Annotated in this window: 16 protein-coding genes; 11 read left to right on the forward strand and 5 right to left on the reverse strand. The window is 58.5% G+C overall.

All coding sequences use genetic code 11. The features are described 5' to 3' along the window. Positions 1-76: 76 nt before the first annotated feature. The 5 genes from clpS (at position 77) to DXT96_RS04520 (ending at position 5,230) form a co-directional block, all read left to right on the forward strand. The gene (gene clpS / locus DXT96_RS04500; protein ID WP_149897688.1) at positions 77-430 is read left to right on the forward strand and encodes an ATP-dependent Clp protease adapter ClpS; all 354 of its coding nucleotides are present in this window, start codon (positions 77-79) and stop codon (positions 428-430) included. Between the two features lie 10 nt (positions 431-440). After that, positions 441-2,948, forward strand: a complete 2,508-nt coding sequence (clpA, locus tag DXT96_RS04505; protein ID WP_149897687.1) for an ATP-dependent Clp protease ATP-binding subunit ClpA — start codon at positions 441-443, stop codon at positions 2,946-2,948. A gap of 164 nt (positions 2,949-3,112) precedes the next feature. Further along, positions 3,113-3,871: an AzlC family ABC transporter permease gene (locus DXT96_RS04510; protein ID WP_153513632.1), complete on the forward strand. Its 759-nt coding sequence runs from the start codon at positions 3,113-3,115 to the stop codon at positions 3,869-3,871. Continuing rightward, entirely contained in the window at positions 3,868-4,212 is a 345-nt protein-coding gene (locus DXT96_RS04515; RefSeq protein ID WP_174372660.1) for an AzlD domain-containing protein, read from the forward strand. Before DXT96_RS04510 ends, DXT96_RS04515 begins: the two co-directional genes overlap by 4 nt. Positions 4,213-4,279: 67 nt before the next feature. Then, on the forward strand, positions 4,280-5,230 hold the full coding sequence (locus DXT96_RS04520; RefSeq protein ID WP_153513633.1) for a phosphatase PAP2 family protein: 951 nt from the start codon (positions 4,280-4,282) through the stop codon (positions 5,228-5,230). On the opposite strand, the gene DXT96_RS04525 is transcribed toward DXT96_RS04520, so the two are convergent. Then, positions 5,209-6,099, reverse strand: coding sequence for a LysR family transcriptional regulator (locus DXT96_RS04525; protein WP_153513634.1), 891 nt, complete (start codon positions 6,097-6,099; stop codon positions 5,209-5,211). The genes DXT96_RS04520 and DXT96_RS04525 overlap by 22 nt on opposite strands. Before the next feature lie 110 nt (positions 6,100-6,209). Here DXT96_RS04525 and DXT96_RS04530 point away from each other — a divergent pair, with 110 nt between their 5' ends. Beyond that, positions 6,210-7,061: a DUF1989 domain-containing protein gene (locus tag DXT96_RS04530; RefSeq protein ID WP_153513635.1), complete on the forward strand. Its 852-nt coding sequence runs from the start codon at positions 6,210-6,212 to the stop codon at positions 7,059-7,061. Positions 7,062-7,166: 105 nt separating this feature from the next. Here DXT96_RS04530 and DXT96_RS04535 read toward each other — a convergent pair whose 3' ends face one another. From DXT96_RS04535 to DXT96_RS04550, 4 genes are read right to left on the reverse strand one after another with little or no spacing between them, the layout of a single operon-like run. Beyond that, positions 7,167-7,598 (reverse strand): HIT family protein, encoded by a 432-nt coding sequence (locus DXT96_RS04535; protein ID WP_153513636.1) that lies wholly within the window; start codon positions 7,596-7,598, stop codon positions 7,167-7,169. Between the two features lie 21 nt (positions 7,599-7,619). Beyond that, positions 7,620-8,819 (reverse strand): GNAT family N-acetyltransferase, encoded by a 1,200-nt coding sequence (locus tag DXT96_RS04540; protein WP_149897682.1) that lies wholly within the window; start codon positions 8,817-8,819, stop codon positions 7,620-7,622. After that, the gene (locus tag DXT96_RS04545) at positions 8,816-9,556 is read right to left on the reverse strand and encodes a glycerophosphodiester phosphodiesterase (RefSeq protein ID WP_174372655.1); all 741 of its coding nucleotides are present in this window, start codon (positions 9,554-9,556) and stop codon (positions 8,816-8,818) included. The genes DXT96_RS04540 and DXT96_RS04545 overlap by 4 nt, the downstream gene beginning before the upstream one ends. Then, complete coding sequence (locus DXT96_RS04550; protein WP_153513637.1) at positions 9,553-10,023, reverse strand: RidA family protein; 471 nt, start codon at positions 10,021-10,023, stop codon at positions 9,553-9,555. The genes DXT96_RS04545 and DXT96_RS04550 overlap by 4 nt, the downstream gene beginning before the upstream one ends. 116 nt (positions 10,024-10,139) lie before the next feature. Here DXT96_RS04550 and DXT96_RS04555 point away from each other — a divergent pair, with 116 nt between their 5' ends. From DXT96_RS04555 to frr, 5 genes are all read left to right on the forward strand, one after another. Next, positions 10,140-10,982: a cell envelope integrity EipB family protein gene (locus DXT96_RS04555; protein ID WP_153513638.1), complete on the forward strand. Its 843-nt coding sequence runs from the start codon at positions 10,140-10,142 to the stop codon at positions 10,980-10,982. A gap of 191 nt (positions 10,983-11,173) precedes the next feature. Then, positions 11,174-11,941 carry a 30S ribosomal protein S2 gene (gene rpsB, locus DXT96_RS04560; protein ID WP_149897680.1) on the forward strand — a complete coding sequence of 256 codons (768 nt, stop codon included), beginning with the start codon at positions 11,174-11,176 and terminating at the stop codon, positions 11,939-11,941. A 361-nt stretch (positions 11,942-12,302) separates the two neighbouring features. Next, positions 12,303-13,229, forward strand: a complete 927-nt coding sequence (gene tsf, locus DXT96_RS04565; RefSeq protein ID WP_153513639.1) for a translation elongation factor Ts — start codon at positions 12,303-12,305, stop codon at positions 13,227-13,229. 97 nt (positions 13,230-13,326) lie between these two features. Then, positions 13,327-14,049 carry a UMP kinase gene (pyrH, locus tag DXT96_RS04570; protein WP_045018801.1) on the forward strand — a complete coding sequence of 241 codons (723 nt, stop codon included), beginning with the start codon at positions 13,327-13,329 and terminating at the stop codon, positions 14,047-14,049. Positions 14,050-14,115: 66 nt separating this feature from the next. Continuing rightward, complete coding sequence (gene frr, locus DXT96_RS04575) at positions 14,116-14,673, forward strand: ribosome recycling factor (RefSeq protein WP_149897678.1); 558 nt, start codon at positions 14,116-14,118, stop codon at positions 14,671-14,673. Positions 14,674-14,684: the final 11 nt, after the last annotated feature.

Below are 14,684 nucleotides of genomic sequence, written 5' to 3' on the forward strand. Positions count from 1 at the left end.
CTAGATATGAAGAGGCGAAGTTCTCCCTGCTGGCGATGAGCTGTCGGTTCGAGAATAGTGTGGAGAATGATGAAAGATGATCGCTAGGCCGATCTACATGCAGGGCGAGGGCGACGGGGAAGACGGCGGCAACAACCGCGGAACCTCCGTTATCACCCGCGTCAAGGCAAAGACGAAAAGACCGAATTTGTACCGTGTTCTTTTACTGAATGACGACTACACTCCAATGGAGTTCGTCATTCACATTCTGGAGCGTTTCTTCCAGAAGGATCGCGAAGCGGCGACCCGTATCATGCTGCACGTGCACCAGCACGGCGTCGGCGAATGCGGGGTGTTTACATATGAGGTCGCAGAGACGAAAGTAAGCCAGGTCATGGATTTCGCCCGACAGCACCAGCATCCGCTGCAATGCGTCATGGAAAAGAAATGAGGATCGCAACGTGCCAACTTTTTCCCCAAGTCTCGAGAAGGCGCTGCACCAGGCACTGACCTTTGCAAATGAGCGTCACCACGAATATGCGACGCTTGAACATCTCCTTCTGGCGCTGATCGACGACGCGGATGCCGCCGCCGTGATGGGTGCCTGCAACGTCGATCTCGATGCGCTGCGCAAGACCGTCAGCGACTACGTCGACAACGAACTGACCAACCTCGTGACCGGTTATGACGAGGATTCCAAGCCCACCTCCGGCTTCCAGCGCGTCATTCAGCGGGCTGTCATCCATGTGCAATCGTCCGGCCGCGAGGAAGTGACCGGCGCGAACGTGCTTGTCGCCATCTTCGCCGAGCGCGAAAGCCATGCCGCCTATTTCCTGCAGGAACAGGAAATGACCCGTTACGATGCGGTCAATTACATCTCCCATGGCATCGGCAAGCGTCCGGGCACCTCGCAGACGCGCGCGCCGCGTGGGGCCGACGAACCCGAAGCCGATCCGAAAGCCAGCCGCAGCAATCCCGAGGAAGAGGGTCCGTCCGCTAAAAAGCAGCAGGACGCGCTGAAAGCCTATTGCGTCAACCTCAACGACAAGGCGCGCAACGGCAAGATCGATCCGTTGATCGGCCGTCACGAGGAGGTCAACCGCACCATCCAGATCCTTTGCCGCCGCTCCAAGAACAACCCGCTTTATGTGGGCGATCCGGGCGTGGGCAAGACGGCTATCGCCGAAGGTCTGGCCAAGCGCATCGTCGAGGGCAAGGTGCCGGAAGCGCTCGCCAACGACACGATCTTCTCGCTCGACATGGGCACGCTGCTGGCCGGCACCCGCTATCGCGGCGATTTCGAAGAGCGGCTGAAGCAGGTCGTCAAGGAACTCGAAGAGTTTCCGGGCGCGGTGCTGTTCATCGATGAAATCCATACCGTCATCGGTGCCGGCGCGACGTCAGGCGGCGCGATGGATGCGTCTAACCTGTTGAAGCCGGCTTTGTCTTCGGGCGCTATCCGCTGCATCGGTTCGACCACCTACAAGGAATATCGGCAGTTCTTCGAAAAGGACCGCGCACTGGTGCGTCGTTTCCAGAAGATCGACGTCAACGAGCCGTCCATCGATGACACGATCGCGATCATGAAGGGTCTGAAGCCCTATTTCGAGGAGTATCATCACCTCAGATATTCCAACGAGGCGATCAAGGCTGCCGTCGAATTGTCGGCCCGCTACATTTCCGACCGCAAGCTGCCGGACAAGGCGATCGACGTGATCGACGAAACCGGTGCGGCGCAGATGTTGCTGCCGGCGTCCAAGCGCCGCAAGCTGATCACCGAAAAGGAAATCGAGGTCACCATCGCGACGATGGCCCGCATTCCGCCGAAGACGGTGTCCAAAGATGACGAGATGGTTCTTGCCAATCTCGAAAAGGAACTGCGCTCGGTCGTTTATGGTCAGGATATCGCCATCGAGGCGCTGGCAACAGCCATCAAGCTGGCCCGTGCCGGCCTGCGCGAACCGAACAAGCCGATCGGCTCCTACGTCTTCTCCGGCCCGACGGGCGTGGGCAAGACGGAAGTGGCCAAGCAGCTCGCCGCCTCGCTTGGCGTCGAGATGCTGCGCTTCGACATGTCGGAATATATGGAGCGCCATACCGTGTCGCGTCTGCTCGGCGCACCTCCCGGTTATGTCGGCTTCGATCAGGGCGGTCTGTTGACCGATGGCGTCGATCAGCATCCGCATTCCGTGGTGCTGCTGGACGAAATCGAAAAGGCGCATCCGGATATCTACAACATTCTGTTGCAGGTGATGGACCATGGCTCGCTGACCGACCATAACGGCAAGAAGATCGACTTCCGCAACGTCATCCTCATCATGACGACCAATGCGGGTGCCTCCGAAATGGCCAAGTCGGCTATCGGTTTCGGTTCTTCGCGCCGCACGGGTGAGGATGAAGAGGCAATCAACCGCCTGTTCACGCCGGAATTCCGCAACCGTCTGGATGCGATCATTCCGTTCTCGCCGCTGCCGACCGCCGTTATCCACAAGGTCGTGCAGAAGTTCGTCATGCAGCTGGAAACCCAGCTGTCCGAACGCAATGTCACCTTCGATCTGCATGAAGATGCGATCTCCTGGCTGGCGGAGAAGGGTTACGACGAGAAGATGGGCGCCCGCCCGCTGTCGCGCGTGATCCAGGAACACATCAAGAAGCCGCTCGCCAACGAGATTCTCTTCGGCAAGCTCAAGAAGGGCGGCGTCGTCAGCGTCACCGTCGGCAAGAAGGATGACGGCTCCGATGGCCTTAAACTCGAGGTTCTGCCGGAAACTGCACCCGTAAAGCCGAAGCCGGAAGCGGAGCTGAAGGCCGCAAAGTCGCCGGGCAAGGCGTCGAAGGCCAAGGCGAAACCCGCCTCGAAGGCGGCGGAGGAGGCGGATGTTCTGGTCGCCGAGGCGGACAAGCCCGACGAAGAGAACAAGCCGCGCCGCAAGGCCAATACCGTGCCGAAAGTGCCGAAGAAGAAATGATGCGGTTGCTCAACCGATAAACCGATGCCGGGCGAAAGCCCGGCATTTTCATGTGTAAAGCGCGACGCATTTCCCGAATTCACGCGACGCGTTTTTTGTTTTATGCACGTCGTTATCCTGAAACCGCTGCTCAGTTTCGGGCGACATGTATTATTGGATTCTGAATGCAAACGGCCGATAGCGACACCATCTCCCTGCGTGGCTGGTTTTTCAGGGGAATGCGGGGCATCTTCTCACTGCCCTCGCTCATTCTCATGACATCCTTCGTCGGTTTCAGCGCCTTCGCGCTGGAATCCGGGGTGCCGCGCGGCGAAGCAGTGTTCATGACGCTGATGATCTGGGCTCTGCCGGCCAAGATGATCCTCATGGGTTCGATGGTCGGTGGCGCCAATCTCGCCGCCTGTTTTCTGGCGGTCACGCTGTCCTCGGTCCGGATGATGCCGATGGTCGCATCCATCGTTCCGGAGATGCGCGGCGCAAAGACGCCGACATGGATATTGCTGTTTCTCTCGCATTTCGTCGCCATCACCGCCTGGGTCTTCGCGACGCAAAATCTGTCGAAGGTGCCGCGTGAGGCGCGCGCCGCCTGGTTCGCCGGTTTCGGCATGACGCTGACCGTCATCAACGCCATCATCGTCGGCCTGTGTTACGGCGTCGTCGCCGCCTTTCCGCCGTTGGTCGCCGGTGTGCTGTTTTTCCTCACACCCGTCTATTTCGTGGCATCGATCTGGGCCACCGCCCGCCATTCCGTCGTCAAGGTCGCTTTTGTCATCGGCGTGATCGCCGGGCCTGCCTTCGCGGTGATCGCCCCCGAATTCGACATCCTCTATGCCGGCATCGGTGGAGGTACGCTCGCCTATCTGATCGACCGCTTCGTCTTCCGCCGAAAGATCAAACCCGTCTCACCCGAGAGCGAACCATGATGACCGAAAATTGGTGGGCGCCCTATCTGTTCATCGCCATCGCCGGTTGGCTGGCGACCGATCTGTGGCGCTGGCTCGGCGTTCTCGCCGGTAACCGCCTCAAGGAAGATTCCGAGGCGCTTTATTGGGTGAGGGCGGTCGCTACGTCGCTGGTCATGGCCGTCACCGCCAAGCTGATCGTCTTTCCAACCGGAACGCTGGAGGCCACGCCCCTGTGGCTGCGCATTGGCGCGGCGGCACTCGGTTTCGTGGCATTTCTATTGTCCGGCCAGCGCATCATCGTTGGTGTGGCTGTTCCGATTTTTCTTCTGGCGGGTGGGCTGTTCGCGCTAGGTTTTTGATTTCATTTATTCGAATATTAAAGCTCTCTGTTTTAGATTGTGGATCATAAACAGGGATATCGGCTTCATGCGACTCTTTGCGGCAGAACGGTTTGTTGTTGGTTTTATTGCCGTATTGCTCGTTATCGACGCGGCATTGATCGCTTTCAAAGGCATCAATGTCGATTATATCGGATATTTTTTGTGCGCGCTGGCAGGTGCCGGTGTTTTTATCCTCGGCCAGTTCTATCGCAAAACCGGGCGCGATTCTGGCATCGCCGCCGCTCTGATTTCGAGCGGGCTGTTCATCCTGTTTTCGCTCGTCGCCTCGGTTTTCAATTACATGTTCCTGCCGGTTGCTTTTCCGGTCATCGATCAGGCGCTTTTCGGTGTGGATGCGGCTTTTGGTTATAGCTGGCCGGATATCGTCATTTGGGCGGCCACATATCCCTGGATCGGCAAAACGCTGTTCATGGTTTACGCGACCTCGTTGCCGCAACTCCTGCTGATCATCATCACGCTGGGTTTCACCGGTAAGGACAGGATGTTGCACCATTTCCTCGTCACAGGGGTGATTGGCGCCATGGTCAGCATCACCTTCTGGATATTTTTCCCGACCTATGGTGCCAAAGCCTATCATGAGTTGCCGCAGTGGGTTACGCAGACCATTCCGTTGGCTGTCGACCCTGCCTATGGGCGGGAATTGATGCGGCTGGGGCAGGAAGGCGTGAGTTACCTTACTCCCAGAAACGTGCTGGGGCTGATCGGCTTTCCGTCATTCCACATCTTCATGGCGGCGATGTCCGTCTGGTTCGTGCCGCGCCATCGGCTGGTGATGGCGGTAATCCTGCCATTGAATTTCGTGATGCTACTGGCCGTTCTAGTACAAGGCGGACATCATCTTGCCGATGTTTTCGGCGGTCTCATCGCTTTTGTCATCGTCTGCGCCGCCTCGGCCCGCCTGCTCAACTGGATGTCGGCAAGGAAGCGCACCGGTGAGACGGTAAGCGTTCCGGCTCAACTTACCGCGGCGGAATAATTGCCATGGGTTTCGCTCTCGCGGGCTTCCGCGAGAAGCCAGTCGGATAACAGCCGGGCCGATGCGCTCATCACTTCGGCTTCAATCAGCCAGTAATATTTTTCCGTATCGGCAGCCCGGTCGAAAAGCACTGTCAATTGTCCTCCGGCGATCTCGTCGCGCAGAAGTGCAGTCGGGCACAGGCCAATGCCCTGACCGGTCTTCAGCGCGGTCACCAGCAGGTTGAAATCCGCAAAGATCGGGCCGGCGCTCCGTGGCGGGGATAGGCCAGCAGTTGCCAGCCATTCCCGCCATGCCGTCTCGCTGTCATCATGCAGCAATTCCGCTTGGCATAGGCTGGAGACGTCATCGAAGGTACCGGATTTCGCAATGTAAGCCGGTGCGCATGTCGGGCGCGTCTCGGCGCTGAAGAGCGCCACGGCTTTCTGCACAGGGGTCGCGCCATGTATGATTCTGAGATCGGCCTCCACGGCGTAGTCCGTGCCGGAATAGCTGATCGACACCTGTATGTCTGGATGCAGCGCCCGGAAGCGGGGCAGGCGGGGTGTCAGAAAATGCGCCACCACGGAGGGCAGGCTCGCCAGGCGCACAGTCATGCGGTCGTGGCCCCGACGGATACGCTCCGCGCCGGAGGCGATCTGCCGCAGGCCACCTGAAACCGTGACGCCGAATTCCTGGCCGGCCGGGGTAAGTCTCACGCCTCTCGCATGCCGGTCGAACAGAGCCACGCCAAGCCAAGCTTCCAGATTGCGCACATGCTGGCTTACCGCAGTTGCCGTCATGCCAAGTTCCTGCGCAGCCACAGAAAAGCTTTGTTGTCTGGCGGCGGCTTCAAAAGCGCGAAGGGTGGCGAGCGGCGGCAGTTTCATCGTTGATGAGGGTAAGTTACGCTTGGGCTGAGCGCAAGAAAAACCCTTCTTGTCAGCCGGGCGTTCATGCCGCAATTTCACATCGACATTTACATTGCCGCGAGGATTTCATGACCCTTATGCCTGCTGCCGAACCCGTCGATGCCGCCGCGCGCCGCGCTATCCGCCCTGTCGTCGTTTATCCGAACGGCTCGCTTGAGACGCCCGACCTTGCGCGTCTGGAAAAGGCAAGGGAGGGCATGGAGAAGATCGACGAGGTCATTGTGCCGCCGCGTGACGGCCGGACTTTCAATGTGCCGAAGGGGCATTTTTTCCGCATCGTCAGCATCGAAGGTCCGCAGGTCGGGGATTTGAACCTCTGGAACGCCCATGACCTGAGCGAGCGCTTTTTCAGCGGCAAGACCCGCGCCCTGCATGCCACCCATGTTTCCGTCGGCAACCGGCTGTGGAGCAACCTGCCGTCCCTGCGACCCATGGCGACTATCACCCACGATACGCTGTCATGGTATGGCTGGGACGAGGATGGTGGCGGCGTGCATGATGTAATTGGCACCCGCTGCGATCCCTATACCAACAAGCTGCTCAGTGGCGGCGACTATCACCATTGCTGCCATTCCAACCTGACCAGTGCACTTGCCTCCGCCAAGCGGCTGTCGTTCCGGGAGGCGGAACCGCATGTGCATGATGTACTGAACGTCTTCATGTGCACGGGGTTCACCCGCGACACGCATCAATATTTCATGAAGGCCAGCCCGGTACGGCCGGGAGATTATCTGGAGCTTTTTGCAGAAATCGATCTCATCGGCGCGCTGTCCGCCTGTCCGGGTGGCGATTGTGGCTCGGCCCATTCCAGCGATGCGGCTCTCTGTTATCCGCTAAAGGTGGAAATATTCCGGCCGGATATGGCCGTGCTCGAAGGTTGGCCCTGGCCGGAAAGGAATGCCTATCGCCCTGTGGAGTGATAAATCGGAAAACGTCTCCTCCGTTCTCTGCAACGGATTAACGTGACGATACGTGGTTGAATCCTCGGCACAAGGCCGAGGATAACGTTGCGTGTAAGGCCAGCCTCAGGAAGCCAGCGCCGCCTTTATCTTCTCCGCATGCGCCTTCAACACCTCGCCATCGGCCATGGCGCCGGAATGGGGTTTAAGCGGTTCGCCTTCCTTGCGCGGAATGACGTGGAAGTGCAGGTGGAACACGGTCTGGCCAGCCGCCGGTTCGTTGAACTGGGCGACAAAGACGCCATCTGCGTCGAAGGCTTCCTTGGCGGCCACGGCCAGTTTCTGCACGACGGCAATGGTTTTTGCCAGCACTTCGGGGTCGGCATCGAGCAGGTTGCGCGAACCGATTTTGGGAACGACCAGCAGATGGCCGGGGGCCTGCGGCATCACATCCATGAAGGCCAGCGTATGCTCGTCCTCGTAAAGCTTGTGGCTCGGAATTTCACCGCGCAGGATTTTTGCAAAGATATTGTTGTCGTCATAGGTGCTTGCCGTCATCGGTGATCTCCTCGTCGCAGATTATGCGTCCGGTTCGTGTTCCTGTCTGTCGCCCTTGCGGAAGGGCGTGTGTTCATCAAGATAATCGCCAATATGCTCGACTTCCTCGCGCTCGCGCTGAAGATAATCGGCAATGGCGCGGCGCAGGCCCGGATGGACGATGAAATGCGCCGAATGGGTGGTGACCGGCACGTAACCGCGCGCCAGCTTGTGCTCGCCCTGCGCACCGGCTTCCACCCGTTTCAATCCCTTGGAAAGCGCAAAATCGATCGCCTGATGGTAACAGACCTCGAAATGCAGGAAGGGATGTTCCTCGATGCAGCCCCAGTGACGACCGTAAAGCGCGTCCGAGCCAATAAAGTTGATCGCACCGGCGATATAACGCCCGTCGCGTTTCGCCATCACCAGCAGAACATCGTCGGCCATGCGTTCGCCGATCAGCGAATAAAATTCCCGCGTCAGATAGGGCCGGCCCCATTTGCGGCCGCCGGTATCCAGATAGAACGCGAAGAACTGGTCCCAGATGTCCTCGGTCAGATCGCTGCCGGTTAGCCAGTCGATTTCGATGCCGTTTTCCAGTGCCGCGCGGCGCTCCTTTTTCAGCCCCTTGCGCTTGCGTGAGGAAAGAGCGTCGAGAAAATCATCATGGTCGCGATAACCGTCATTGATGAAGTGGAATTGCTGGTCGGTCCTGTGCAGGAAATCGCGGGGCAGAAGTGCTGCAAGATCGTCTTCGGGCAGAAACGTGACATGTGCGGAGGAGACGCCGATCTTTTCCGTCACCTGCGCGAGGCCGGAGGCCAGAAGCGGCTTGAAGCGTGTTTCGTCCACGGTTTCGGAAGTGAGCAGCCGCGGCCCCGTCGCCGGCGTGAAGGGAACCGAACATTGCAGTTTCGGATAATAATGACCGCCAGCCCGCTCGAAAGCATCCGCCCAGCCATGGTCGAAGACATATTCGCCCTTGCTGTGGTTCTTCAGATAGGCCGGTATCGCCCCGACCAGATCCCCGGACGCGTTTTCGAGCAGCAGATGGTTTCCAAGCCAGCCGGTCTTGGCTGTCGCCGATCCGGACTCTTCCATCGATGATAAAAATGCGTGAGAGATGAAAGGATTGTATGGTTTTCCTGACGTATTGCGTGATGTTCCGGAAAGCCGTTTCCAGCTTTCCGGATCGATATCCCCCAGGGATTGCGCAACGCGAATGGAATAGTCTTCTGTCATGCCGTAGCGGAGGGGTTCTCTCTCGGGTCGAAACCTTCGAATGTCATCTGGTCCGCATATTTATAGGTAGTCTCACGCGCATTTTCATCCCTGACCGTCCAGGTAATCACCGGAAGCCCAAGTTTTCTTTGCGCCTCGATGAAGCTGTTGGGCAGGTGACCCCAATGATAGGAGATGAAATCAAGCCCAAGCTGCATCGCTTCGTCATGACTAAAGAAGTCTTCCGGCTTGTCGCCTTCGGCGGTGAGACCAAGCGGCCAGGGAGACCCCGCAGCCTTCAGGTCCTTCAGCAGGTGGTGGTCGAAGCTCATCAGCGCCACATGGCCCTTGTAGCCCTCGAGGTCCTCCAGAACCGCCTCGGCAAAACCGTCATCGACGCCTTCGCCCTTGCGGCCTTTCAGCTCGATCACCAGCGGCACCTTGCCGGCGCAGAGCGCCAGAAGCTGCTTCAGCGTCGGAACACGATCCTTCGTCTGGCCGACCGAAAGCATGGCCAGTTCACCCGACGTGCGTTCGCGCACGTCGCCCTTGATGCCGGTCAGCCGGGCCATGTCGTCGTCGTGAAAAATCACTGGCACGCTGTCGGCTGCCAGCTGAACATCGCATTCGATGGCAAAACCGGCTTCGACGGCGCGGGAAAAGGCGGAAAGCGTATTTTCCCAGACCGCCTTGTTGAGATCATGATAACCGCGATGGGCGACGGGCTGGGCCGTCAGCCAGGAAAGTTTTAGCGTCATGCGTCGATTTCCACGATGGCGTCGATCTCGACGGCGGCATTGAAGGGCAGGCAGGCCATGCCGACGGCGGCGCGGGCATGTTTGCCGGCATCACCGAGAACATTGGCGAGAAGATTGGATGCGCCGTTGATGACGAGATGCTGTTCAACGAATTCCGGAACGGAGGCAACGAAGCCGTTCAGCTTGATGACGCGGCGGATTTTCGAGAGGTCGCCGTTCAATGCGGCCTTGACCTGCGCGAGAATATTGACGGCGCATAATTCGGCGGCGCGCTGGGCTCCCGCAACGTCGATGTCGCGGCCAACAAGGCCCGTCACCGCAATCTTGCCAGATTCCATCGGCAGTTGACCCGATACATACAGAAGATTGCCGCTGATGGTGAAGGGAACGTAGTTTGCGGCTGGTGCTGCGGCTACGGGAAGCGTAAAGCCAAGTTCCTTGAGGCGGCCTTCGATGACATCAGACATTTTCGTCTCCGGTTTTGTTGTAAATCCTTCAAGAATCCGGCATTCAGAAGATGTTGATCCAAAAGCCGGGCGGTTGCTTGTACAATATGAGCAGCGAGTCCAACAGGAGATATTGCATGTTTGTCAGGACGCTTGGTTTTGTTGCCGCAACAGGGCTTATGACCGGCCTGTCAAACGCCGCCAATGCCTTGCCGGTGGCGGTTCCGGACCTCGTCGCCCATCGCGCCGTCTACGATCTCGAACTCAAGGACGCGTCCGATCGCTCCGGCATCGAGGGCATGACGGGCCGCATGGTCTATGAATTCACCGGCTCGGCCTGTCAGGGTTATAAGACGGATTTCCGTTTCGTGACGCAGATCAACACCGGCGACGCGGTGCGCATGACCGACCAGCAGACCACGACCTTCGAGGATCTGGCTGCGAAGAAGTTTACCTTCGAGACCAAGTCCTACACCGACGACAAGCTGGACAAGGAAGTGCAGGGGGCGGCAATCGACAACACCGACGGCGTCAAGGTCGATTTGACGATGCCCGATGCCCGCCAGGTCAGTCTCGTCGCCAGCGAATTCCCGACGCAGCATATGTTTCAGGTCATCGAACATGCGAAACAGGGAAAGCGTATCTTCGAATCCCGGATTTTCGACGGTTCCGATGATGGCGATGAAAGCCTGATCACCTCGACGCTGGTAGGCAAGTCGCAGATGCCGAAGGATGGCGATGCTGACGCCGTAAAGGCGGGCGAATTTGCGAAAGCCGCATTCTGGCCTGTCACTATCGCCTATTATAACGACAAGACGGGAACGGATTCGCTACCGATCTACCGCATGTCCTTCAAGCTTTACGAAAACGGAATCACCCGCGATCTGACCATGGATTACGGCGATTTTGTTCTGACCGGCAAACTGGCGAAGCTTGATATTCTCAAGCCGGGAACCTGCGAAAACAAGCCGGTTCGCTGAAAGGCGGGCTGTTCGCGCGGTTTTTTTGCATAAAAGCTTGCTTTTTATCTGGGGCGATTGTATGCGCCTCACCATTCCACACGCGAAGCTTGGGATGTTCCGGGAGAAATCCGGTCCGTTCCGCCCGGTGGTGCCGATAAAACGGCGCTGTTTGCTTCGCGGGGGTTAAACCGGAAAAGGAGTAACTAGGCATGGCATTGCCCGATTTTTCTATGCGTCAGCTTCTGGAAGCTGGCATTCACTTCGGCCACCAGACGCATCGCTGGAACCCGAAGATGAAGCCGTACATCTTCGGCGACCGTAACAACATCCACATCATCGACCTGGCTCAGACCGTTCCGATGCTGTCGCGCGCCCTTCAGGTCGTGTCCGACACCGTTGCTCGTGGCGGCCGCGTTCTGTTCGTCGGCACCAAGCGTCAGGCGTCCGAAATCATCGCCGACAGCGCAAAGCGTTCGGCCCAGTATTACGTCAACTCCCGCTGGCTCGGCGGCATGATGACCAACTGGAAGACGATTTCCAACTCGATCCAGCGTCTGCGCAAGGTTGACGAAATCCTGAACTCGGAAGGCTCCGGCTATTCCAAGAAGGAACGCCTGAACCTTGAGCGCGAGCGCGAAAAGCTTGAAAAGGCTCTCGGCGGTATCCGCGATATGGGCGGCGTTCCGGACCTGATGTTCATCATCGACACCAACAAGGAAAAGATCGCGATCGAAGAAGCCAAGCGTCTTGGCATTCCGGTCGTTGCGATCATCGACAGCAACTGCGACCCGGATCACATCGACTACCCGATCCCCGGTAACGACGACGCATCGCGCGCCATCTCGCTTTATTGCGACCTGATCGCCCGCGCTGCCATCGACGGTATCGCACGTCAGCAGGGCGCTTCCGGCCGTGACATCGGCGCTTCGGAAGAAGCTCCGATCGAGCCCGCGCTCGAAGATGAGGCTGGCGCCTGATAAAGGCCCTGTCTGGCGGCGATTTCTTAGTCGCCGTCTCCTCGATAAGGATATGACAAGGCCGTCAAAGACCTTCAGTGGGTTGACGGCCTTGTTCGTTTCATACCGCTCCGTCGGGTCTTCGGTGAAGGCTTGGCGTTCGATGTGGTTGAAATGCGGTGACGGCCTTCATAACGCTGTCACACTTCGACGGCACCCATCATTTCGATGTATGGAGACGCCGCAGCACTTGGGAATGCGCATACCCCTTTCCTGAAATCCTCTCCGGTTTCAAAGGGTGTGCGGCCGGGTACACTCATCACCCAGAATTCGGCACGGCAAATTCTGCCTGCTGACCGATCGAACCGATAAGAGGCAAACAATGACCGAAATCACAGCCGCAATGGTGAAGGAACTGCGCGAGAAATCCGGCGCAGGCATGATGGACTGCAAGAAGGCTCTTGCTGAGACCAATGGCGACATGGAAGCGGCGATCGACTGGCTGCGCGCCAAGGGCATCGCAAAGGCTGACAAGAAGTCCGGCCGCACGGCTGCCGAAGGTCTGATCGGCGTCGCCACCATGGGTCACAAGGCTGTTGTTGTCGAACTCAACTCCGAGACCGACTTCGTTGCCCGTAACGACGCGTTCCAGGACCTCATCCGTGGTATCGCCCAGGTCGCTCTCTCCACCAACGGCACCGTTGAGGCTGTTGGCGCCGCAACCTACCCGGCGACCGGCAAGTCCGTTTCCGACAGCATCAAGGACGCGATCGCCACCATCGGCGAAAACATGACGCTGCGTCGTTCGGCTGCGCTCGAAGTCGAGCACGGCGTTGTCGCGACCTACATTCACAACGCTGCCGGCGACGGCATCGGCAAGCTCGGCGTTCTGGTTGCCCTGAAGTCGGTTGGCGACAAGGCTGTTCTGAACTCCATCGGCCGCCAGGTCGCCATGCACATTGCTGCGACCAACCCGCTCGCCATCCGCTCGGAAGAAGTCGATGCCGCAGTTGCCGAGCGCGAACGCAACGTCTTCATCGAACAGGCCCGCGAATCCGGCAAGCCGGAAGCCATCATCGAAAAGATGGTTGATGGCCGCATGCGCAAGTTCTTCGAAGAGGTCGCCCTTCTGTCGCAGGCTTTCGTCATCAACCCCGACATCACTGTCGGCGCTGCCGTCAAGGAAGCCGAAAAGGAAGCTGGCGCTTCCATCGAAGTGACGGGCATGGTTCGCCTGCTGCTCGGCGAAGGCGTCGAGAAGGAAGAAAGCGATTTCGCAGCAGAAGTCGCCGCAGTCGCCAAGGGCTGATTATATTTACCCAATCTTGGGAAAACGGGAGGGCATCGCGTGACAACGCGGTGCCCTTCGTGTATCCGCGTTTCGGTTACATTTCCGAGGAGTCATGATGTCTTCCAAGCCGATCTACAAACGTGTTCTTCTCAAGGCTTCCGGTGAAGCCCTCATGGGTGACCAGGGTTTCGGTATCGATGTGGCGGTGGCCGACCGGATCGCCTCCGATATTGCCGAAGCGAGGGCGATGGGTGTTGAAGTCGGCGTCGTCGTCGGCGGCGGCAATATTTTCCGCGGCGTGGCCGTGGCCTCCAAGGGCGGCGACCGTGTCACCGGCGACCATATGGGCATGCTGGCAACCATCATCAACGCGCTGGCGCTGGCGACCTCGCTGCGCAAGCTCAGCATCGACACCGTCGTTCTCTCCGCAATCGCCATGCCCGAGATTTGTGAGAGCTTCTCGCAGCGTGCGGCCCTTCACCACCTCGCGCAGGGCCGCGTGGTGATTTTTGCCGGCGGCACGGGCAACCCCTTCTTCACCACCGATTCTGCCGCAGCGCTGCGGGCCGCCGAAATGGGTGCCGAGGCGATCTTCAAGGGCACCCAGGTGGACGGCATCTATTCCGCCGATCCCAAGAAGGACCCGACGGCCACCCGTTTCGACGAGCTGACCCATAGCGAAGTGCTCGGCAAGGGGCTGGCGGTCATGGATATCGCCGCTGTGGCGCTTGCCCGCGAAAACCATATCCCGATCATTGTCTTCTCGATCCACGAGAAGGGCGGTTTCGCACAGATATTGACCGGCGGTGGTCGCAAGACCATCGTGCACGACAAGTAATCAAGAAAAGACGCCGCCCCTGGGGCGAATTACGGCCGGAAAGGCCGATAGAGATGGAGTATCTAGATGAGTGGTATTGACCTCAACGATATCAAGCGCCGCATGGATGGCGCCATCAATGCATTCAAGAGCGATATCGCATCGCTGCGCACCGGCCGTGCTTCGGCCAATATTCTCGATCCGGTGACCATTGAAGCTTATGGCTCGCGCGTGCCGCTCAATCAGGTTGCCAACATCACGGTTCCTGAGCCGCGCATGCTTGGCGTCAACATCTGGGACAAGTCGATGGTCAACGCCGTCGACCGCGCCATTCGCGAATCCAATCTCGGCCTCAACCCGATCGTCGATGGCCAGAACTTGAGAATTCCGCTGCCTGAACTCAACGAAGAGCGCCGCAAATCGCTCGTCAAGGTGGCCCACGACTATGCCGAAAAAGCCAAGGTGGCGATTCGCCATGTGCGTCGCGATGGCATGGACGGCCTGAAAAAAGCCGAAAAGGACGGAGACATCGGTCAGGACGAGAGCCGTGGACAGTCTGAAAAGGTCCAGAAAATGACCGACGACACGATTTCCGATATTGAACGCTTGCTTGGCGAGAAGGAAAGGGAAATCATGCAGGTGTGATATCGCTTGCG

The sequence above is a fragment of the Agrobacterium sp. ICMP 6402 genome (genome assembly GCF_009498615.1).
Taxonomy (GTDB): domain Bacteria; phylum Pseudomonadota; class Alphaproteobacteria; order Rhizobiales; family Rhizobiaceae; genus Agrobacterium; species Agrobacterium burrii.